13 protein-coding genes and 1 tRNA gene are annotated in these 19707 nt (G+C 43.8%); 2 read left to right on the top strand and 12 right to left on the bottom strand.

The features are described from left to right. Positions 1-12 precede the first annotated feature (12 nt). Positions 13-831 (bottom strand): mechanosensitive ion channel family protein, encoded by an 819-nt coding sequence (locus CTT31_RS02530; protein WP_010368624.1) that lies wholly within the window; start codon positions 829-831, stop codon positions 13-15. Between the two features lie 201 nt (positions 832-1032). On the opposite strand from CTT31_RS02530, the gene CTT31_RS02525 reads away from it, so the two are divergent. Beyond that, a tRNA-His gene (locus CTT31_RS02525) sits at positions 1033-1108 on the top strand. Positions 1109-2043: 935 nt separating this feature from the next. Here CTT31_RS02525 and nagP read toward each other — a convergent pair. From nagP to secA, 5 genes are all read right to left on the bottom strand, one after another. Next, the gene (nagP, locus tag CTT31_RS02520; protein WP_045987925.1) at positions 2044-3345 is read right to left on the bottom strand and encodes an N-acetylglucosamine MFS transporter NagP; all 1302 of its coding nucleotides are present in this window, start codon (positions 3343-3345) and stop codon (positions 2044-2046) included. Between the two features lie 240 nt (positions 3346-3585). Then, positions 3586-6177: a family 20 glycosylhydrolase gene (locus CTT31_RS02515; RefSeq protein ID WP_260491908.1), complete on the bottom strand. Its 2592-nt coding sequence runs from the start codon at positions 6175-6177 to the stop codon at positions 3586-3588. Between the two features lie 324 nt (positions 6178-6501). Further along, positions 6502-8571, bottom strand: coding sequence for a M13 family metallopeptidase (locus tag CTT31_RS02510; protein WP_260491907.1), 2070 nt, complete (start codon positions 8569-8571; stop codon positions 6502-6504). Between the two features lie 312 nt (positions 8572-8883). Beyond that, positions 8884-9282 carry an 8-oxo-dGTP diphosphatase MutT gene (gene mutT, locus CTT31_RS02505; protein ID WP_260491906.1) on the bottom strand — a complete coding sequence of 133 codons (399 nt, stop codon included), beginning with the start codon at positions 9280-9282 and terminating at the stop codon, positions 8884-8886. 63 nt (positions 9283-9345) lie between these two features. After that, a complete protein-coding gene (gene secA, locus CTT31_RS02500) occupies positions 9346-12054 on the bottom strand; it encodes a preprotein translocase subunit SecA (RefSeq protein WP_260491905.1) in 2709 nt (902 codons plus the stop codon). Positions 12055-12537: 483 nt separating this feature from the next. Here secA and CTT31_RS02495 point away from each other — a divergent pair, with 483 nt between their 5' ends. Beyond that, the gene (locus CTT31_RS02495) at positions 12538-13023 is read left to right on the top strand and encodes a DUF721 domain-containing protein (protein ID WP_010368638.1); all 486 of its coding nucleotides are present in this window, start codon (positions 12538-12540) and stop codon (positions 13021-13023) included. Between the two features lie 44 nt (positions 13024-13067). Here the strand turns inward: CTT31_RS02495 and lpxC are convergent, their stop codons facing one another. From lpxC to murC, 6 genes are all read right to left on the bottom strand, one after another. Further along, positions 13068-13991, bottom strand: coding sequence for a UDP-3-O-acyl-N-acetylglucosamine deacetylase (gene lpxC / locus CTT31_RS02490; RefSeq protein WP_010368639.1), 924 nt, complete (start codon positions 13989-13991; stop codon positions 13068-13070). Between the two features lie 88 nt (positions 13992-14079). Next, entirely contained in the window at positions 14080-15324 is a 1245-nt protein-coding gene (ftsZ, locus tag CTT31_RS02485) for a cell division protein FtsZ (protein WP_253104152.1), read from the bottom strand. 21 nt (positions 15325-15345) lie between these two features. Continuing rightward, positions 15346-16578, bottom strand: a complete 1233-nt coding sequence (ftsA, locus tag CTT31_RS02480; protein WP_010605798.1) for a cell division protein FtsA — start codon at positions 16576-16578, stop codon at positions 15346-15348. Continuing rightward, positions 16575-17360 (bottom strand): cell division protein FtsQ/DivIB, encoded by a 786-nt coding sequence (locus CTT31_RS02475; protein ID WP_260491904.1) that lies wholly within the window; start codon positions 17358-17360, stop codon positions 16575-16577. Before CTT31_RS02475 ends, ftsA begins: the two co-directional genes overlap by 4 nt. A 1-nt stretch (position 17361) precedes the next feature. Then, the gene (locus CTT31_RS02470) at positions 17362-18273 is read right to left on the bottom strand and encodes a D-alanine--D-alanine ligase (RefSeq protein WP_211859166.1); all 912 of its coding nucleotides are present in this window, start codon (positions 18271-18273) and stop codon (positions 17362-17364) included. After that, complete coding sequence (gene murC / locus CTT31_RS02465) at positions 18270-19703, bottom strand: UDP-N-acetylmuramate--L-alanine ligase (protein ID WP_045962936.1); 1434 nt, start codon at positions 19701-19703, stop codon at positions 18270-18272. Before murC ends, CTT31_RS02470 begins: the two co-directional genes overlap by 4 nt. Positions 19704-19707: the final 4 nt, after the last annotated feature.

Genomic DNA, 19707 nt, shown 5'->3' with positions numbered 1-19707 from the left:
CTAACTAACCTTTTACTGATCTTTGTGTAGGTGAACATCCATTTGCGGGAATGGAATGGTGATATCGGCTTCGTCTAGCGCAATTTTAATATTTTCCACAAGAGTGAAATACGTTGGCCAGTATTCTTCTGTTTTAACCCAAGGGCGAACGACAAAGTTAACACTTGAATCCGCAAGCTCTAGTACCGCAACATTGTATGCTGGTTCTTTAAGAATTCTTGGTTCATTGTCTAGTACAGACTTTAATACTGCTTTTGCTTCTCTTAGATCTGCGTCATAACCAACACCAATAACAAGGTCAATACGACGTGTTTTTTCACGCGAGTAGTTAACGATTGCACCAGACATAATCGAAGAGTTTGGCATTACAATCACTTTGTTATCAGGAGTGCGTAGCTCAGTAGAGAAGATTTCTATCTTTTGTACGCTACCCGCTCTACCGCCAGCTTCAATATAGTCACCTGACTTGAATGGACGTAGCATAATAATAAGTACGCCAGATGCAAAATTAGAAAGTGAACCTTGCAGCGCAAGACCAACAGCCAAACCTGCGGCACCTAGAATAGCAATGAATGAGGTGGTTTCGATACCAACCTGAGATAATGCCATAAGCAGTGTCGCGGCAAACACAATCGCATAAGCAATATTGGCAACGAATGAGCCTACCGCTTTATCTACTTTGCGTTTACCAAATGCTTTTTCGGTGAGATCAGCACTGAGCTTAGCTAGTTTTAAGCCAACGAAGAAAATTATTAGTGCTATAACGCCTTGAAGCACATAGTGTAAGATTAAATCTGAGTTCTCATTAACCCATTTCCAAACAGCTTCCATACTCATCCCCCTTTTTATATTAAGCAGTTATTTATCATTAGATCGGCTGGATCATACATAGGATATATGAATATTTGCTGTATGCGGAAATAATCTCCGAAAAAAAACTTTTATTAAGTTTTTTCGATATTTCCCTTTGCATTTGGAAAAAACTTATGTATTATGCGCGCCACACCAGACAAGGTGTTCAAGTCTTTTGTGGCGGCTGTAGCTCAGTTGGTAGAGCCCTGGATTGTGATTCCGGTTGTCGTGGGTTCAAGTCCCATCAGTCGCCCCACTCTTTCTATAAATGTATTCCACATTTTTTATTTTTACGCACATTGCACCCCTACACACTAAACAGCAAGCACCAGATATCTGCATAGCAATGGTTTTATATCGCGATTTAAGAATGAAAACCTCGCTGCATAAAGCAGCTCCTACACGACCAACACCAAACAACAAGCACCAGACATCTGCGTAGCAGCGATTTTATATCGCGACTGAGAATAAAACCCTCGCTGCATAAAGCAGCTCCTACACGACCAACACCACACAATAAGCACCAAACAACAAGCGCCAAACATCTGCGTAGCAGTGGTTTTATATCGCGACTAGGAATGAAACCCTCGCTGCATAAAGCAGCTCCTACACGACCAACACCAAGCAACAAGCACCAGACATCTGCGTAGCGGCGATTTTATATCGCGACTAAGAATTAAACCCTCTCTACATAAAGTAGCTTCTACACTGCCAACACTAAACAACAAGCACCGAATATCTGAGTAGCATCGATTTTATATCGCGACTGAGAATAAAACCCTCGCTGCATAAAGCAGCTCCTACACGACCAACACCACACAATAAGCACCAAACAACAAGCGCCAAACATCTGCGTAGCAGTGGTTTTATATCGCGACTAGGAATGAAACCCTCGCTGCATAAAGCAGCTCCTACACGACCAACACCACACAATAAGCACCAAACATCTGCGTAGCAGTGGTTTTATATCGCGACTTAAGAATAAAACCCTCGCTACATAAAGTAGCTCCTACACGACCAACACCAAGCAACAAGCACCAGACATCTGCGTAGCAGCGATTTTATATCGCGAATAAGATCTCAGCATTAAGCCGGTTTTGCAGATAAGGGAGTGATTTAGGCATAAAAAATGCCACCTTATTCAGGTGGCATCACACACGGGATTATTTCTACATACATAGAAATTCTGTATTACTTCCAGCTTCTCATTTTATGACCCTTCAATGCATAGAAGAGAATGAATAAGTAGCTAGGTAGCATTAAACTGTACGCACCTTGAGCACCTAGTCCAGCAACGTTGCCTAAACCGATAAGCAATGGTCCAAGTGCACCACCGGCAATACCCATAATAAGTAGGCCTGATGCAGTGCCTGTTAAGCGCCCTAAGCCATCAAGTGCTAAAGGCCAAATTGCAGGCCATACCATGGCATTAGCAAAACCCAACAACGCAATACACAATAGCGGATCTGGTAAGTGAGGTCCACCAAAAGGTACCAATAGTATATTCGATAGGAAGTATGACTCATTACTGCCTAAAACAACAGCAAAAACGGTGATTATACCTGCAATAGCTGACATCACGAGCGCAGTTTGCTGTGACATAAAGCGTGGAATAGTCGCGATCCCGATCGCATAACCGATTAACATACAGCCCATGGTATATGACGTCATCACAGAGTAATCAGCGATCCCTAACTGTAATGCATATGAACCAATCGTATCGGCGGCAATAACTTCAACTGCAACATATAACGCAATACCAATAACGCCTAGCGCTAAGTGAGGGTGACTAAGCGCTTCTTTTACTTCACCCTTACCTGTTGAAGCTTCTTCTTCAAATACGAGATCTGGAAGTGGTGATACTTTTGCAAATAAAGCAAATAAGAAGATTAAACCTGCGATACTCATATATGGGGCAATCAAGCTGTTTGCCATCGCGTCCTTTTGAACTTGTGACAGTGCTTCACCTTCATTTACTACGCCGCTGACCACAACAGCTGCAAATACGATAGGTACGATTACACCCGCAGACTTATTGAGTAAACCCATAATACATACGCGTACAGCCGCTGATTCTTCAGAACCCATTTTTACCACATATGGATTTACAGCGGTTTGCAACACAGTTTGACCAACACCTATCATTAACTGAGCAAATAGGAAGATTTCGATCATTTGCATTTTTGCAGCAGGAATATACATCAATGCAGATAAAGCCATAATCGCGCAACCGATAGCCATACCATTTTTGTAACCGACTTTTTTGATCAGCATCGCTGATGGGATACCTGCGATCGTCACTGCAATATAGAAAGAAGAAATGATAAATGAAGCTTGGAGCGGTGATAGCTCCAACATCTGTTGTAAGAATGGCGTAATAGCCCCATTTAACCAAGTAATGCAGCCCAATATGAAAAACATTGACCCTGCGAGTGTCATAGGTAGCCAGACGCTTTGTTTGGCGAGTTGTTCTTTATCCACTGTCGCTTCCATAAAACTCTTCTTGTTGCTAGGGGTACATTGCAGTTTTGAAGCAAACTCAGCAATGTACAAAGTTAATTTGGATTATTATTTTTGCGCTTTATGTGCTCAATTTGGCATAGATCCAGAAAAATGACAGCGCTGACATTTAACTTTACGTTAAAATCTATTTCATTACCAGTTAGAATTTGAGCAAAATTATCACCAAAAAAGGGCCATTGCCCTTTTTTGCGATAAACTGAATACGAGGGTTTATTTCAACCCTGTGACACGGCTCGTATTTTTTTCTCCGGCTCGCGTTCTCAACAATACCTTACTTTCATCTGAGACACTCATCTGATCAGTATAAGGCTGCCAAGATTCACCATTGTCTAAGCTCACTTCAATTGCAAGATAAGGGAAAGCACTATTCGCTTCAAGTTTACCCAACACCACTTTGGCACCAGGAACCGGAAGGTTTGGCTTAATGCCATCGTTTTGCAACTTTGCAATTTCTTTTAAAGACAAGGCTGCAGCAAAGGTTGAGAAGTCCTTATTTAACTCTTTTTGGTTAATACGACGCCCTTCCCAATCCGCTTTATGCCAAGCGCGTTCCGCGAGCGAAAGCAAACGAGGGAAAATTAATCGTAACACTTGGTCTTCCGAGCGAATGGTCTCACTCCATATTTGCCCTTGCATACCAAGGATATTTTGCGGTCTTTTAAGCGCAGGTAACTCTCGACCAACTAAGGCTTCTAGATTCACGATAGGCTCACGGTTTCGCGTGAAGTCCGCATTTGCATAAATATTATCTGGCATATACGAAAATGTTTTTTTCGTATCTGTGTAACGAGTTGCCCAATAATAGCCGCGCTCTTCAGGGTGTGCTTCATAAGGGTGATCAAAGTACAAATGTGTACCGTGAGACAAAATAACTTGGTAATTGTTGTTTGCAAAACGGTGAGCTCTGTCTGCAACACCCCACTCCCAAATGTTATCCCAAGTATTTACCAAAAACTGTGGATTTGGAAATTCATCACGTTTAAAGGTCGTCGTGGTGTTATACATTAAACCATCTTCCCAAGCGGCAGGGGTGATCCCACGCTTAGCAAGCAACTTTGCAACTTTTTGAGTAAAGTATGGTTTTAAATCATTGGGTCCAGCCACTCCGTTGTCGGCGACCGCAAATAGATCATTACATGCTGGTGATTCAGTCCATGATCCCTTTCCAACCTCATCGCCACCAAAATGGACTGTGGTTAGCATAGTGCCAGCATCGCGATACATTTCCTGCAGCTCATATACCACCTTCTCCATAAAGGCATAGCTTGAGTCCAAGCATACATTAATAGAGTTATCAGTATAGAGTTGCACGGTTAGATACTTTGAAGTGTCATCAATGTCGTTCAGAAGATAGGCTTTGGCCTCTTGCGCTTTACCTGCTTCCATCAATTTGTGATAACGCGCTTCCATGGACTTAATCGCAGCACGAGCATGCCCAGGGCTTTCGATTTCTGGAATGATCTCGATATGACGCGCAGTGGCAAATTTAAGTAACTCGACAAAGTCTTCGCGAGAAAGGTAACCATTTCCACTTCCCGTTTTGAAAGGACCGGTGCCCAGTTGAGTCAGTAAGCACTCACGCTCTTGTAAATCAAAACAACGGAATGCGCCGACTTCTGTTAACTCTGGCAGTCCTGGGATCTCCAAGCGCCAACCTTCATCATCTGAAAAGTGCCAGTGGAACTTATTTAATTTATAACGCGCCATCTGTTCAATTAATTTAAATAACGCATCTTTACCATGATAGTTGCGGGCATTGTCGTAATGCATACCACGCCAGCTAAAGCGCGGAGAGTCTTTGATCTCTACGTGAGACAAGGTAATTTCATTTTTACTATTGGCTGGAAATAGTGCAAGCAAACTTTGAATACCGTAAAACACACCTGCGTTATCAATACCCGTGATTTCAATCACATCATCATCAATATCTAATGTATATGATCCGGCTTGGTTGTAGTCATAATCGCGCCCTAGACTTCTCGCAACTTTAAGGCGGATCGTCGGGATATTCCCTTCAGGCACGTGATTAGCTTCCGCTTTTAAATCCAGACCATACTCTGATAAGTCTTCTTGAAAAACGGCGACTTCTGACTTCAAACGTCCGGCAAAGCGGATCTGCCAGTTTTTGTTAAGGGTGATTTCGCCACGATTAAAGTCGATATGCTCAGGCTTTGGAATGATACGTCTTAGCGCATCTTCTTTTGAGACCGAAATATTGCTTTGATTACGTTCAAAACGCAGCGCTGCATTCGCTATCTGCGTGTAATCGGTAGGTGTATTGTATCTTTTCAGCTGGTTCTCACGCTCAAATGGCGCAACGAACTGTGTCATGTCTTCTGTATCAGTATTTGCAAAAATGACCGGCTTATTTTTACCTGACACAATAAAGGCACGCGGCATAAAATCACTGTATGCAGCAACCCAAGCCGAACCATCAAAAGCTAACTTGAGCTTTTCACCCGCTTTTAAGCCAGCAAACGAATCGGTAGGAGTTATACGATGAAGGTCGCCATTAATATGCTCAAAGCGTAAACCTTCAGCTGTTTCTGTTGAAATATGACGAACTGAGTGCAAGTAGATTTGCCAATCGCTTTGTCCTTTTGGTAGATCAACTTTTGAATTGTTAGTCAGTGTAATAGCACCGCTAAAGCCCCCAGCACCATTACTGAAGTTATTTTCTACCGCAAATTCAAAATGCGTGTCACTTGCAAATTGCGCTAACTGCTGCTGCGTAAATGATGCGTGTGTATAGAACGAGCACCCAGCAATTATCGCCCCAAGCAAAGTCGTTTTTATTCTCATCTTTTGCTCCCAGTCTTCATGTTCAATTCAAAATGAACATCATTTAATCACTTATTGTTCCTAAACATCATATAAAAGTTAAAATGACAGCGCTATCATTATTTTTTCATATCCTTGTGTTAGACAAAATGAAGCTACTCTGATTTGGCTGTAAATACCATCAAATAGCGATGAACTTGACCTGGAAATAGCGAGTGCTTGTAGAAAGTGCTGAATTGAGTGTGATATTTTGTGAGAAGTTCAGAGAATTGTAATTGGATGTTGTAAAAGCGGCGGATTTACTGAAAGAACACAATAAAACCGCCACGAATTCATAATGTGAAATTACCAGATTTTCACTCTGTCTTCTGGTTTAAGATACATCTTATCGCCTTCTTTCACATCAAATGCCTTATAGAATTCAGGCATATTCGGCAGCACACCAATCACTCGATAATGACTTGGTGAATGCGGATCTGTCATCAGACGATTACGCAGCTCTTCATCGCGGTATTTGCGACGCCAAATTTGTGACCAGCCCATAAAGAAGCGCTGCTCTCCTGTGTAACCGTCAATAACCGGCGCTTTTTGATCGCCTAGTGAAATTTGGTACGCTTTATAAGCGACAGTTAATCCGCCTAGATCACCAATATTTTCACCCAGTGTCAGTTGACCATTAACACCAGCGTCTTCAAATGGTTTAAAACCATTAAACTGCTCAACCAGCTTTTGGCTACGCGCTTCGAATTGTGAAAGGTCAGACTCACTCCACCAATTACGTAGGTTACCATCACCATCGTACTTCGCACCTTGGTCGTCAAAGCCGTGACCTAATTCGTGACCGATAACCGCACCGATTGCACCGTAGTTTACTGCATCATCCGCTTCTAGGTTAAAGAATGGTGGCTGTAAAATCGCAGCAGGGAATACAATCTCGTTATTCACTGGGTTATAGTACGCGTTCACCGTTTGTGGTGTCATCAACCACTCGCTACGGTCCACAGGCTTGCCTAATTTATCGATCATTTCCTGATTAGCAAATTGGCTATAGCGTACATAGTTACCGACTAGATCATCAGAGCTTACTTCAAGTGCTGAGTAATCTTTCCATTTATCAGGATAGCCAATCTTTGGCGTAAACTTATTGAGCTTGTCTTTTGCTGCTACTTTTGTTTCAGCACTCATCCACTCTAGGCCGTCAATTGCTTGATCAAAACCTTTAATAAGGTTAGCAACCAACTCTTCCATCCGTGCTTTCGCTTCTGGTGGGAAATAAGACTTTACGTAAATCTTGCCTAACATTTCACCTAACACAGAATTACTTGCATCCACCGCTTTTTTCCACGTTGGCGCTTGTTCCTCTACACCCGTCAATGTTTTACCAAAGAACCCAAACTTAAGGTCAACTACATCTTTACTTAGTAACTCAGCGTAGTCATTGGTAAAGTGGAATGTTAAATAGTCTTGCCAAGCTTCTAGCTTTGAATCAGCAATGATTTTTGATAGCCCTTCAAAGAAACTAGGTTGGCTTACAATAAGTGAATCAGCTTTGATACCAAGCGCAGTTAGAAATGCTGACGTATCAAAGTCTGGCATTAATTGATTAAACGCATCATTGCTTAGCTTGTTATAGGTTTTAGTCGCGTCGCGGCTTTCAACACGTGTCCATTGCACCTCAGCAATTTGCTTCTCTAACGCAACAATATTCAGTGCAGCTTGGCCTGGATTTTTATGACCAGCCTTAGCCAACAACTGTTCAATGTAAAGCTGGTACTGTTCACGGATCTTACTGAATTTTTCGTCATCTTTCAGATAGTAATCGCGATCTGGTAAACCAAGCCCTGACTGGAACATATAAAGTGCATTTTCGCTTGAATTTTTGGCATCATTATTAACGTACCAACCAAACGGTGTACTTGCCCCCGTTAAACGCATTTTAGCAAAGATAGCTGGTAGCTCCGACTTACTCTTCAAGTCTTGAATTTCTTTCAGATAAGGCTTAACTGGGTTTAAGCCCAGCTCGTTTCTCGCCCCTTCATCCATATAGCTTTGATAAAACGCACCTAGCTTCTGCTCATCGCTACCCGCTTTTGCAGATGCGTTATTTGCAGCATCTTCCAGTACTTTACGCAGTGCTTTTTGCGACTCATCATAAAGCTGCGAGAAAGAGCCATAATTTGACTTATCTGCAGGGATTTTTGTTTTTTCTAACCAATGACCATTCACATGAAAATAGAAGTCATCTTGTGGGCGCACTGATTTATCAATATTTTCTAATTCGATACCAGAATTCAAAACTGCCTTTTGTACTTCGGCTTGTTCCGCTGGCTGTTGTTGTGTTTGCGGTTGTTCACTACAACCAATCAATCCCAATGCAAGTGCAACACTCGCAGCGGTCAGTGATAATTTCTTCATTTTATTCCCCTGATAGAGTTTCGCTTGTAAACGTCGAATTCCATTCATCTAGATAAAATAATGCTCAAATTACTTATCCAAACCTCAGGTTAAATAATCAAGCAGGTCAATTGCATATAGATGAATGTAATATAGACATAACCTTCGTGGCTTGAAAAGAATTCCTTCTAGCTGTGTTTCCTATCAAATCTCAGAGTAACGAGAATCGTTGGCTGATGTTTATTTACACGTAAGCGGTCATTCACTAGTCTACCTATGCACATAGTGAATGACTATGACTCAGAGTGCTGAATTTAGTAACAAAGTTTGTCACTAATTTTGGCGCGCTTGTAATAATTCCACAATGGCTTTGTTGGCTTCAGGAAACCCGAGTTCATGCAACTGCTCAACTGCAACCCATTTAGAAGGCTGCCCTTCTGCACCATGAGCTTCACCGGAAAAATCCTCAACATGATGAATGTATAAGCATACGGCTTTATCAGCATAGTCATGCTCAATACGCATTAGCTCAGATGAGTTATAGATCTCAATGCCAACTTCTTCTTGCAGCTCACGTTTCAATGCCGAAAAGACATCTTCACCCGCTTCCATTTTCCCGCCTGGGAACTCCCAAAGCCCACCTTGGTGTTGATCTTCACCTCTTAAACATACAAAGATTTGCTGCGCCTTTTCAATAACACCAACAGCGACTTCCACACGTTTTTTTTGCATCACTTCCTCCATAAAAAAAGCGACTTAGCGTCGCTTTTTATACCAATTTAGATTTAGGGCCTGTTATTTTAGTTTGCCACAACACTGCTTAAACTTCTTACCTGATTGGCAAGGACATGGCTCATTGCGACCAACTTTTGGCTCTGTGCGCTCAGCAACAACCGCCCCCTCAGGCGTTTCACCGCCCACGCGCTCAACTTCTTCGTGTTGATATTCACGCGGAGCTTGCTCACTCTTGCGATGTTGTTCCTCAACTTTCTCAACATCTTCCTCAGCACGAACCTGAACTTTACTTAGTACGCCAACAACGTCAATCTTCAAGTTTTCAAGCATTTGTGAGAATAACTCAAACGACTCACGCTTATATTCTTGTTTCGGATTCTTCTGCGCATAACCACGTAAATGAATACCTTGGCGAAGATGATCCATTGCCGCTAAGTGATCTTTCCAATGCTGATCTAGGCTTTGTAACATAACCGCTTTTTCGAAGTGACGTAGCACATCTGAGCCTACCATCTCTTCTTTTTGCTTGTACGCCTTATCCACGTCCTCTACGATACGATCGCGTAGCATTTCTTCATATAGCTTGCTGTCTTCTTCAAGCCATTTAGCAATCGGAAGCTCAACATGGAAGTCATTTTTCAAGCGTTCTTCAAGTGCTGGGATGTCCCACATTTCCGCCAGACTTTGCGGTGGAATATACTGATCAATTGTCGCATTCAATACATCTTCACGAATAGCCGTGATCGTCTCTGAGATATCGCCTTCTTCAAGTAGCTCGTTACGTTGTTCGTAAACCACTTTACGTTGATCGTTCGCAACGTCATCGTATTCAAGTAATTGTTTACGAATATCAAAGTTACGCGCTTCCACTTTACGCTGGGCGTTTTCAATTGCACGGTTAACCCATGGGTGTTCAATGGCTTCACCACGTTGCATACCTAGTTTACGCATCATGTTAGTCATACGCTCACCTGCGAAGATACGCATCAATGCATCATCCATCGATAGGTAGAAGCGGCTTGAACCAGCATCACCTTGACGACCTGCACGACCACGTAGCTGGTTGTCGATACGACGCGATTCATGACGCTCAGTACCAATAATATGTAAACCACCAGAAGCCAGTACTGCATCATGACGCGCTTTCCAAGCGGCTTTAATTTCTGCTACTTGCTCTTCCGACGGGTTTTCTAATTTTTCAACATCCGACTGCCAGCTGCCACCCAGTACGATATCCGTACCACGACCAGCCATATTCGTCGCAATCGTTACCTTGCCCGGTAGACCCGCGTCCGCGATAATATCTGCTTCTTGCGCGTGGAATTTCGCATTCAGTACGTTATGGTCAATTTTTTCTTTGCGAAGGAAGTGAGAAAGATACTCAGAACTTTCGATAGATACCGTACCCACCAATACAGGCTGACCACGTTCTTGGCAAGAACGAATGTCTTCAAGAATGGCTTCAAATTTCTCTTCTTGCGTCAAATATACAAGATCTGCACGGTCATCACGCACCATAGGTTTATTGGTTGGGATAACTACCGTATCTAGGCCATAGATTGACTGGAATTCGAACGCTTCAGTATCCGCAGTACCTGTCATACCTGCAAGCTTGTTGTACAAACGGAAGTAATTCTGGAATGTGATTGAAGCCAAGGTTTGGTTTTCGTTTTGAATACGAACCCCTTCTTTCGCTTCAACAGCTTGGTGAAGACCCTCAGACCAACGACGACCTTCCATCGTACGGCCAGTGTGCTCGTCAACGATGATAACTTCGTTATCTTTTACAACGTAATCAACGTCTTTTTGATATAACTTGTGAGCACGAAGTGCTGCGTAAACATGGCTAAGTAATGAAATATTACCTGCTGAGTAAAGCGAATCACCTTCTTCAATCAAACCACGCTCAGTCAGTAACTCTTCAACTTTGATTTGACCACGCTCGGTAAGGTGAACTTGTTTACCTTTTTCATCAATGGTGAAATCGCCATCGCCTTCCACGCCTTCTTCGTCTTCTTTTTCTTGCTGTACAAGATCAGGCACAATTTTATTGATTTCGGCATAAAGCTCAGAGCTATCTTCAGCAGGACCAGAAATGATCAGTGGTGTACGCGCTTCATCGATTAGGATTGAATCCACTTCATCCACAACCGCATAGTTAAGTGGACGTTGTACACGCTCTTCAACACTAAACGCCATGTTATCGCGCAAGTAATCAAAGCCGAACTCGTTATTGGTGCCGTAAGTGATATCCGCTGCATAGGCTTGCTTTTTCTGCTGTGGCATCATGCCTGGTACGTTACAACCTACAGTAAGGCCTAGGAATTCAAAGAGTGGACGGTTTGTCTCGGCATCACGCTTAGCTAAGTAGTCGTTGACGGTAATAACGTGAACACCCTTACCTGAAACCGCATTTAAATACGCAGGTAATGTTGCTGTTAGTGTTTTACCTTCACCCGTTCTCATTTCTGAAATACGACCTTGGTGAAGCACCATACCACCAATCATCTGCACATCGAAATGACGCATTCCAAATACGCGCTTAGATGCTTCACGCACCGTAGCGAACGCCTCTGGTAATAAATCATCTAGACTTGAACCTTGCTCAATACGCTGTTTAAATTCAGCCGTTTTTGCTTTTAGTTCCTCATCGCTTAATTTGCCATATTGCTCTTCTAACGCATTGATTAAAGCGACTGTTTTTCTTAGGTTTTTGATGGTGCGATCATTACGACTACCAAAAATTTTGGTAAAAATATTTGCTAACATGTTTAAACCGTTTCACTCTGTGTATTGGCTGACCCATTTCTCTAAGCCAATGTGGTTAAGGCTGGGTCGCGCTTGTCCTGTTGGCGACAAAAGCGTTCCTAAATTCCGGTTTTCATTTTGCCAATTTAGGAGTGAGCATTTTGTATCTTGCCGAGTTAAAATTATGCCCTATCATACCAGACTCTTTGTTTCTGCAAACCTTATTGGGTAAATAATACCAAGTTCAATTGCAAGAAATCTTTACTGTTGGGCGTAAGCGTACCGTTGCAAGTGATAAAGTTTAGTTAGCATCTAACTCGACTCAGTTATTCGAGTACAGAGCTAAGCGCTTTCGACAACAAATGTTGGTACTTTTGGATTTCTCAAAAATTTGTCTCTGATATACTTAGAAGACTGAGAAACTACCAGTACGGAGTAATTTGACTCCGTATTATCCCGATATGGCGGTTATTTTTTATTTTTCAACCTATGGGAAGTAAGTCATTGGCTAAAAATCGCTACAATCCAAAGCCGCTTGATGAAGTGATGGGTGGGTGGTCAGATAAGCTCAATCAATATGGCCAAAAAAGTGCCCAAGCGGCACAGTTGCAGAGCTGTTTGGAAGACACGCTAGGCCCTATTTTGAGTAAAAAATGCCGTGTCGCTCACTACAAAGAGGGGACACTGACGATAGAAGCGGCTTCGGCAACGCTTGCTACTCGGCTAAATTTTTTGAAAATGGATATTCTCAGTGCATTTAGAAAAGTTGGGTTACATGACTGTGCATTGGTTAAAATTACCACTAATCCAGAAGCCCAACAGCGTCTCACCAACAAGGTGGAATCCCAATCTTCGACCTATCAAGCCAATCGCAGTATGAGCCAAGCCACTGGCGAGCATTTGCTAGCGCTAGCGCAATCCGCTCCACCATCGCTTAAGGCGAAACTAGAAAGACTCGCTAAACACGCAAACACAACGCAAAAAAAATGACGCCTTAGCGTCATTTTTTATCAAACTGTATTAGCCTAAAAGCCTTATGCCGTTGCGGTATTGATACCCGCTTCCATTCCTGGCGCTGGCATACTGACTGGCTCTTCGAATGTTGCCCACTCCCATGCTGACTCAGTTGCCATGATTTCACGAAGCAACATATTGTTTAAGCCGTGGCCTGATTTATAGCATGAGATCTTACCTAAAATGTTGTGACCTGCCATAAACATATCACCCACACAGTCTAAGATCTTGTGTTTAACAAACTCATCCGCATAGCGTAGGCCATCAGGATTTAATACTTTAAACTGGTCTAAAACAACCGCATTATCCATGCTGCCACCTAAGGCTAGGTTGTTTGCATGCATGTATTCGATATCACGCATAAAACCAAAAGTACGAGCACGACTGATCTCTTCAGTAAAGCTTTGAGCGGTAATGTCTAATCCAATACGTTGGCGGCTAGCGTTGATCGCAGGGTGATTGAAGTCGATTTCAAAGTCGATGTGGAAACCATCGTAAGGCTCAATTTCGGCCCACTTGTCGCCATCTTCAACACGCACTTTTTCTTTGATGCGAATAAAGCGCTTGGCAGCGTTTTGCTCTTCAATACCGCCTTTTTGAATTAAGTAGATGAATGGCAATGCACTGCCATCCATAATAGGCACTTCGGCGCTGTCTAGCTCTACGATGAGGTTATCAATCCCAAGCGCAGCTACCGCGGCAATCAAATGCTCGGTAGTAGACAAGCGAACGCCGTCTTTATTTGTTAAACACGTACACAGTTGCGTGTCGCCCACAGCTTCCGGTGTTGTTTCAAAATCAACAACAGGGTCTAGATCAACGCGGCGAAATACAACACCTGTATTCACACCAGCTGGTCGGAGAGTGATCGTGACCTTTTCACCTTTGTGTAAACCTACACCTGTGGCTTTAACGACTTGTGCAATCGTACGTTGTTTAATCATATATTCGCCCACTTAAATTCTAGATAGGCGGCGGAGTATAACATAGTTCCACCAAACTGCCAATCTTTGTTTATTTTTTATACCAACTTTAGTCTGACTGCTTACGTAAAAAAGCCGGAATATCGAAGTAGTCACCTTTTTCTTTACTGTCGTTGCCTTTTGCACTTGCTGAACTAGAAGCTTGTTGTGGCTTCTGCTCTTGTACTTGTGGTGCAGGCGCTTCAGCTGGCTGCTCAGGCTCTGCCGCTGACGTTTGCGGTTGCGTAAAGCTTGGCACATACATGCTCGTTTGTGAGCTAGTTTGTGTTCCACCTACCGCATCTGAGCCTGAGGCTTGTCTAAAGCCATTGTCTACAATACCAAATTGCGGACGACGGTCACCACCTAAGCCTGTAGCAACCACGGTCACTCTTAGCTCTTCGCTCATTTCAGGGTCAATAACAGCACCCACTACCACAGTCGCGTTCTCTGACGCTAACGCTTTAACATGGTTACCAACGACCTCAAACTCTTCGATAGTAATGTCCATGCCTGCGGTGATATTCACCAAAATACCTTTCGCGCCAGTTAGATCAACATCTTCTAAAAGCGGGCTAGAAATCGCGGCTTCCGCTGCTTCTTGCGCACGATCAGGACCTGTTGCCGAAGCCGTCCCCATCATTGCAGTACCCATTGCTGACATTACGGTTCTCACATCCGCAAAGTCAACGTTGATTAGACCTGAACGTGTGATCAATTCTGCAATACCTTGTACCGCACCATAAAGTACGTCATTTGCTTTTGCGAAGGCATCTAGCAGTGTAGTCCCTTTACCAAGAACTTTAAGCAATTTGTTGTTTGGAATTGTAATAAGTGAATCTACAATTTCTGACAACTCAGCAATACCTTGCTCAGCCGCAGCCATGCGCTTTTTACCTTCAAGATCGAAAGGGCGCGTTACTACAGCCACAGTCAAAATACCTAGTTCTTTTGCTGCGCGTGCAACAACAGGTGCGGCACCGGTACCTGTACCGCCGCCCATACCGGCTGCGATAAATACCATGTCTGCGCCTTCAAGGCTGCTCTTGATGGTTTCTAGATCTTCTTCTGCTGCGCTGCGGCCCACTTCTGGGTTTGCGCCAGCTCCAAGACCTGAAGTAATCTGAGTCCCCAGCTGTACGGTAATATCCGCAGACGAACGACGTAACGCTTGTGCGTCAGTATTCGCAACGATAAAACGTACACCTTCAATTTCTTGGTTTACCATGTGTTCTACGGCGTTACCGCCGCCGCCACCGACACCGATGACTTTAATGACAGCTTCTTCGCTGTGCTGTTCCATAATATCAAACATCTTCACTCTCCGACTTGAGTATTAAAACTCGCCTTGGAACCATTTTGTAACACGGTTCCACCAACTCCCCTCTGCATCTACTTTCGACTTCTGTGCATTCATCGATTGTAGTGAACGGCCGTATTGTAACAAACCTACCGCCGTTGCATATGCAGGGTCATCCACATAATCTGTTAATCCCTTAATGCCAATTGGTTTCCCTATTCTTACTGGCATTTGGAATATATCTTCTGCGACTTCTTGTGCACCTTGCATCTTGGCACTACCGCCAGTGATAACAAGACCCGCCGCAATTTGATCTTCAAAACCTGAGCGACGTAATTCTTCTTGTGCAAGCTCAAACAGTTCTCTAAATCTTGGCTCTACCACTTCAGACAAAGTATGACGAGACATTACCCGAGCAGGACGTCCACCAACACTTGGTACTTCGATGGTTTCTTCGCTTGATGCCATTTGGCTCGACGCGAAGGCATATTGTACTTTCAGAGACTCTGCATGCGAAATAGGTGTTCTAAATATTTTTGCTATATCGCCCGTGACCTGATTACCCGCAACCGGGATTACGGCAGTATGACGCAGCGCCCCATTCACATAAATCGCAATATCCATGGTGCCACCACCAATATCTAATACCGCAACACCAAGCTCTTTTTCGTCTTCAGTCAACACTGAGTAACATGACGCCAAGGCGTTAAACGTTAATTGGTCTACCTGTAAACCACAGCGTTCAACACACTTTTCAATATTCTTTGCCATGTCATTCGAACACGTAATGATATGTGCTTTCGCTTCCATCCTTACGCCACTCATGCCTAGCGGGTTTTTGATCCCCTCTTGCATGTCGATGCTATATTCTTGCGGCAATGAGTGCAGCATTTTGCGTTCGGCAGACATAGGTACAGAACGTGCAATGTGAATAACATTGGCAATATCATCGTCTGTAACTTCAGCATTGTTTATTGCCACCACGCCGCTTTCGTTTTGACACTGAATATGTTTGCCTGAGATCCCCAAATAAACCGAGCTTATTCTGCAATCAGCCATTAGCTCTGCTTCATCTACAGCGCGTTTAATAGACTCAGAAACGAGGTCTAAATCGTTTACCCCGCCCTTATCCATGCCGTGAGACTCTTGGCGTCCGACACCGACAATACTAAGTTGATTGTCCACAGTGATCTCCCCAACTGTGGCGACGACCTTTGATGTGCCAACATCTAATCCAATCACTAAGTTTCTTTCTGCCGACTTTGTCATGCTTCACTCTTGTTATTTTGTTGTTCTTGCTGCTCAGTAGGTTCTTTCCAACTCACTGCCAGTCCCGTGTCGTAGCGTAAATCAATGACATCGATTACTTTACCTTCAGGGCGTTCCATACGTGGATACACGTCAATAAAACGTTGTACTCGTTTGGCTTTGTCTTCACGCCCTAAATTTAAGCGGATCCCATTGTCCAGCCATAGCTGCCAAGCAAATCGTTCTGAAAGCGCTAAACTTTCCAACCTAAACTGATTTACCGCCAACAAGGCTTTAAACTGCTTAAATGTTTGCCATGCTTCTTCAGCACTCCCTTCAGGGCCGTATAATTCAGGCAGCCCTTGCGGCAATTTGTTACTACTCGCTTGGAATACTTCGCCATCATCATTGAGTAATGAATCGCTATTCCAATGCGCAACCGGCTTATGTTCCACTACATAGACTTGCAGCGTATCCGGCCATTGTTTTCTGACTGACACTGTCGCAATCCAAGGCAAAGACTTTACCGCCTTGTGGACTGCTTTTACATCAAGCTCAAAAAAACTATTTAAATCTGCGGTTTTAATTGCCGCCACAATGTCATCTTCATTGGTATAATGCGGTTTACCGAGCACTTTGAGTGTTTTTATTTGCGCATCATGATGTGCAACTAACCAATCACTTACCCAGTATGTTCCTCTTACCAATGTAAAAATCACCACAAAGAAGAAGCTAAGTCCCCAAAAAAGGGGCCAGTTCACTCTTGAACCGATCAGCTTCAACCCTGCCAAAAATGCTCGCATATTAAAGCGTTTGCTCCAAAATGCGAACAACTAATTGTTCAAAACTTACACCCGTTGCTTTTGCTGCCATCGGTACCAACGACTTTTCGGTCATACCAGGTACGGTATTTACCTCGAGTAGATAGAAATGACCTTGCTCATCTTGCATGGCGTCAACGCGCCCCCAACCAGTGGCACCAACCAATTCAAAAGCGTGCTTTGCCATCACTTGTAATTGCTCAGTGTGTGCAGCGCTAATATCCGCCGGACAATAATACTCAGTACTGTTGACTTGGTATTTGGCTTCATAATCGTAAAAACCACGAGGCGTACGCATTTCAATAACAGGCAATGCCTCTTTAGCGAGCATAGACACGGTAAACTCGCGTCCAGTGATCCATTGTTCAACGAGAACTTGATCGTCAAACGTAAAGGCATTATTTAATGCCGCAGTCAGGGTTTCTTCGCTGTCTGCCTGAGCCATACCTATGCTCGAGCCTTCGTGACTTGGCTTTACCATGACTTTGCCAAATTCAGCTATCAGCGCTTTAGCATCAAAACCCGTCTCTTTGCTTACGACAGCATAAGGTGCCGTACTTAACTTGGCAGACTGAAAAAGATGCTTACAGCGGACTTTATCCATTGCAAGCGCACTACCAAGTACACCGCTTCCTGTATATGGTATCCCCATAAACTCAAGCGCACCCTGAATAGTGCCATCTTCACCGCCACGGCCATGCAGTGCAATGAATACGCGATCCACACCAAGGTCTTTAAGTTGCCATAAATTACGTTCTGCTGGATCAAAAGCAATCGCATCTACACCTTGATTAACGAAGGCATTTAACACTGCATTACCGGATTTTAGCGACACCTCTCGCTCTGCTGAACTACCGCCAAGTAATACGGCTACTTTTCCAAACTGACTACTCATAATTCACTCTGTTTTAACTGCGCTATCGATAGCCCGGTTGCGGCTAGCTGCTTCACGATTTGACCTATATTGCCGGCCCCTTGCGTCAACACTAAATCACCATCTGCCATGGTGCTTGCCAACACTTTCGCCAATTCACCATGGTCACTGATATGGATCGGCTCAACGCCACGTTGACGGAGACTACGGCACAAACTTTTACTATCCGCACCAACGATGGGCGCTTCACCGGCACTATATACATCTAACAGCAGTAGTTTATCAACATCGCAAAGCACTTTTACGAAATCTTCATATAAATCGCGTGTTCGACTATAGCGATGTGGCTGATAAATCATAACCAAACGCTTATCAGGCCAACCAGACTTAGCTGCTTTTATCGTCATCGCAACCTCAGACGGATGGTGACCATAATCATCAACCAACATCACCTCACCCACTTCATTATTGAATGAGCCGTAATGCTGGAAGCGACGTCCTACACCTTCAAAATTGGCTAGCGCCTGATAAATCGCTTCGTTTTCAATATTGTGATCTTTTGCAACCGCAATAGATGCCAGCGCGTTCAATGCATTGTGCTTACCTGGCATATTTAGCTTCACTTCAAGTAACTCACCATCTTTGGTTCTGACTTTAAAGTGTGATTCACTTTGTGTTTGCTTGAAGTCCAGTAACTGATAATCCGCATCGTTAGCCTCACCATACGTGATTGTCGGCCTTGCAAAGCGTGGCAATAATTCTCTCACGACTGGCGAATCGATACACACCACCGCTAGACCATAAAATGGTAAGTTATGGATAAACTCGATGTAGGTGTCTTTCATTTTTTCAAAGTCACCGTCGTAAGTATCCATGTGGTCTTCTTCGATATTTGTTACCACCGACACCATCGGCTGCAAATGCAAAAACGATGCATCGCTCTCGTCCGCTTCTGCGATAAGATATTCACTGCTGCCGACTTTGGCATTACTGCCAGCACTATTGAGCAAGCCACCGATAATAAAGGTTGGATCCAGCTCAGCCCGCGCAAAAATACTCGCAATCAGGCTCGTCGTTGTGGTCTTACCATGTGTTCCTGCCACCGCAATCCCGTGACGAAAGCGCATCAACTCAGCGAGCATTTCGGCGCGACGAACGATTGGCGTACGGTTTGCCTTCGCCGCTTGGATCTCTGGGTTTTGGTCGTTGATGGCACTCGATACCACAACCACATCAGCCATTTTTACATTTTCAGCTTGGTGGCCGATAAAGATCTCGGCGCCCATATTTGTTAATCGCTCTGTCATCGTACTTTTAGCGATATCTGAGCCTGTAATTCGGTAACCTTCAAAGGCCAGCACTTCTGCAATCCCACCCATACCCGCACCACCAATCCCGATAAAGTGGATGGTGTTGATACGTCGCATTGCTCTTCTGCTTGAAGCTTCCATTTAA

This window comes from Pseudoalteromonas maricaloris (assembly GCF_024746855.1).
GTDB classification, from domain to species: Bacteria; Pseudomonadota; Gammaproteobacteria; order Enterobacterales; family Alteromonadaceae; genus Pseudoalteromonas; species Pseudoalteromonas maricaloris.
This window is presented reverse-complemented; position numbering and strand designations above follow the sequence as displayed.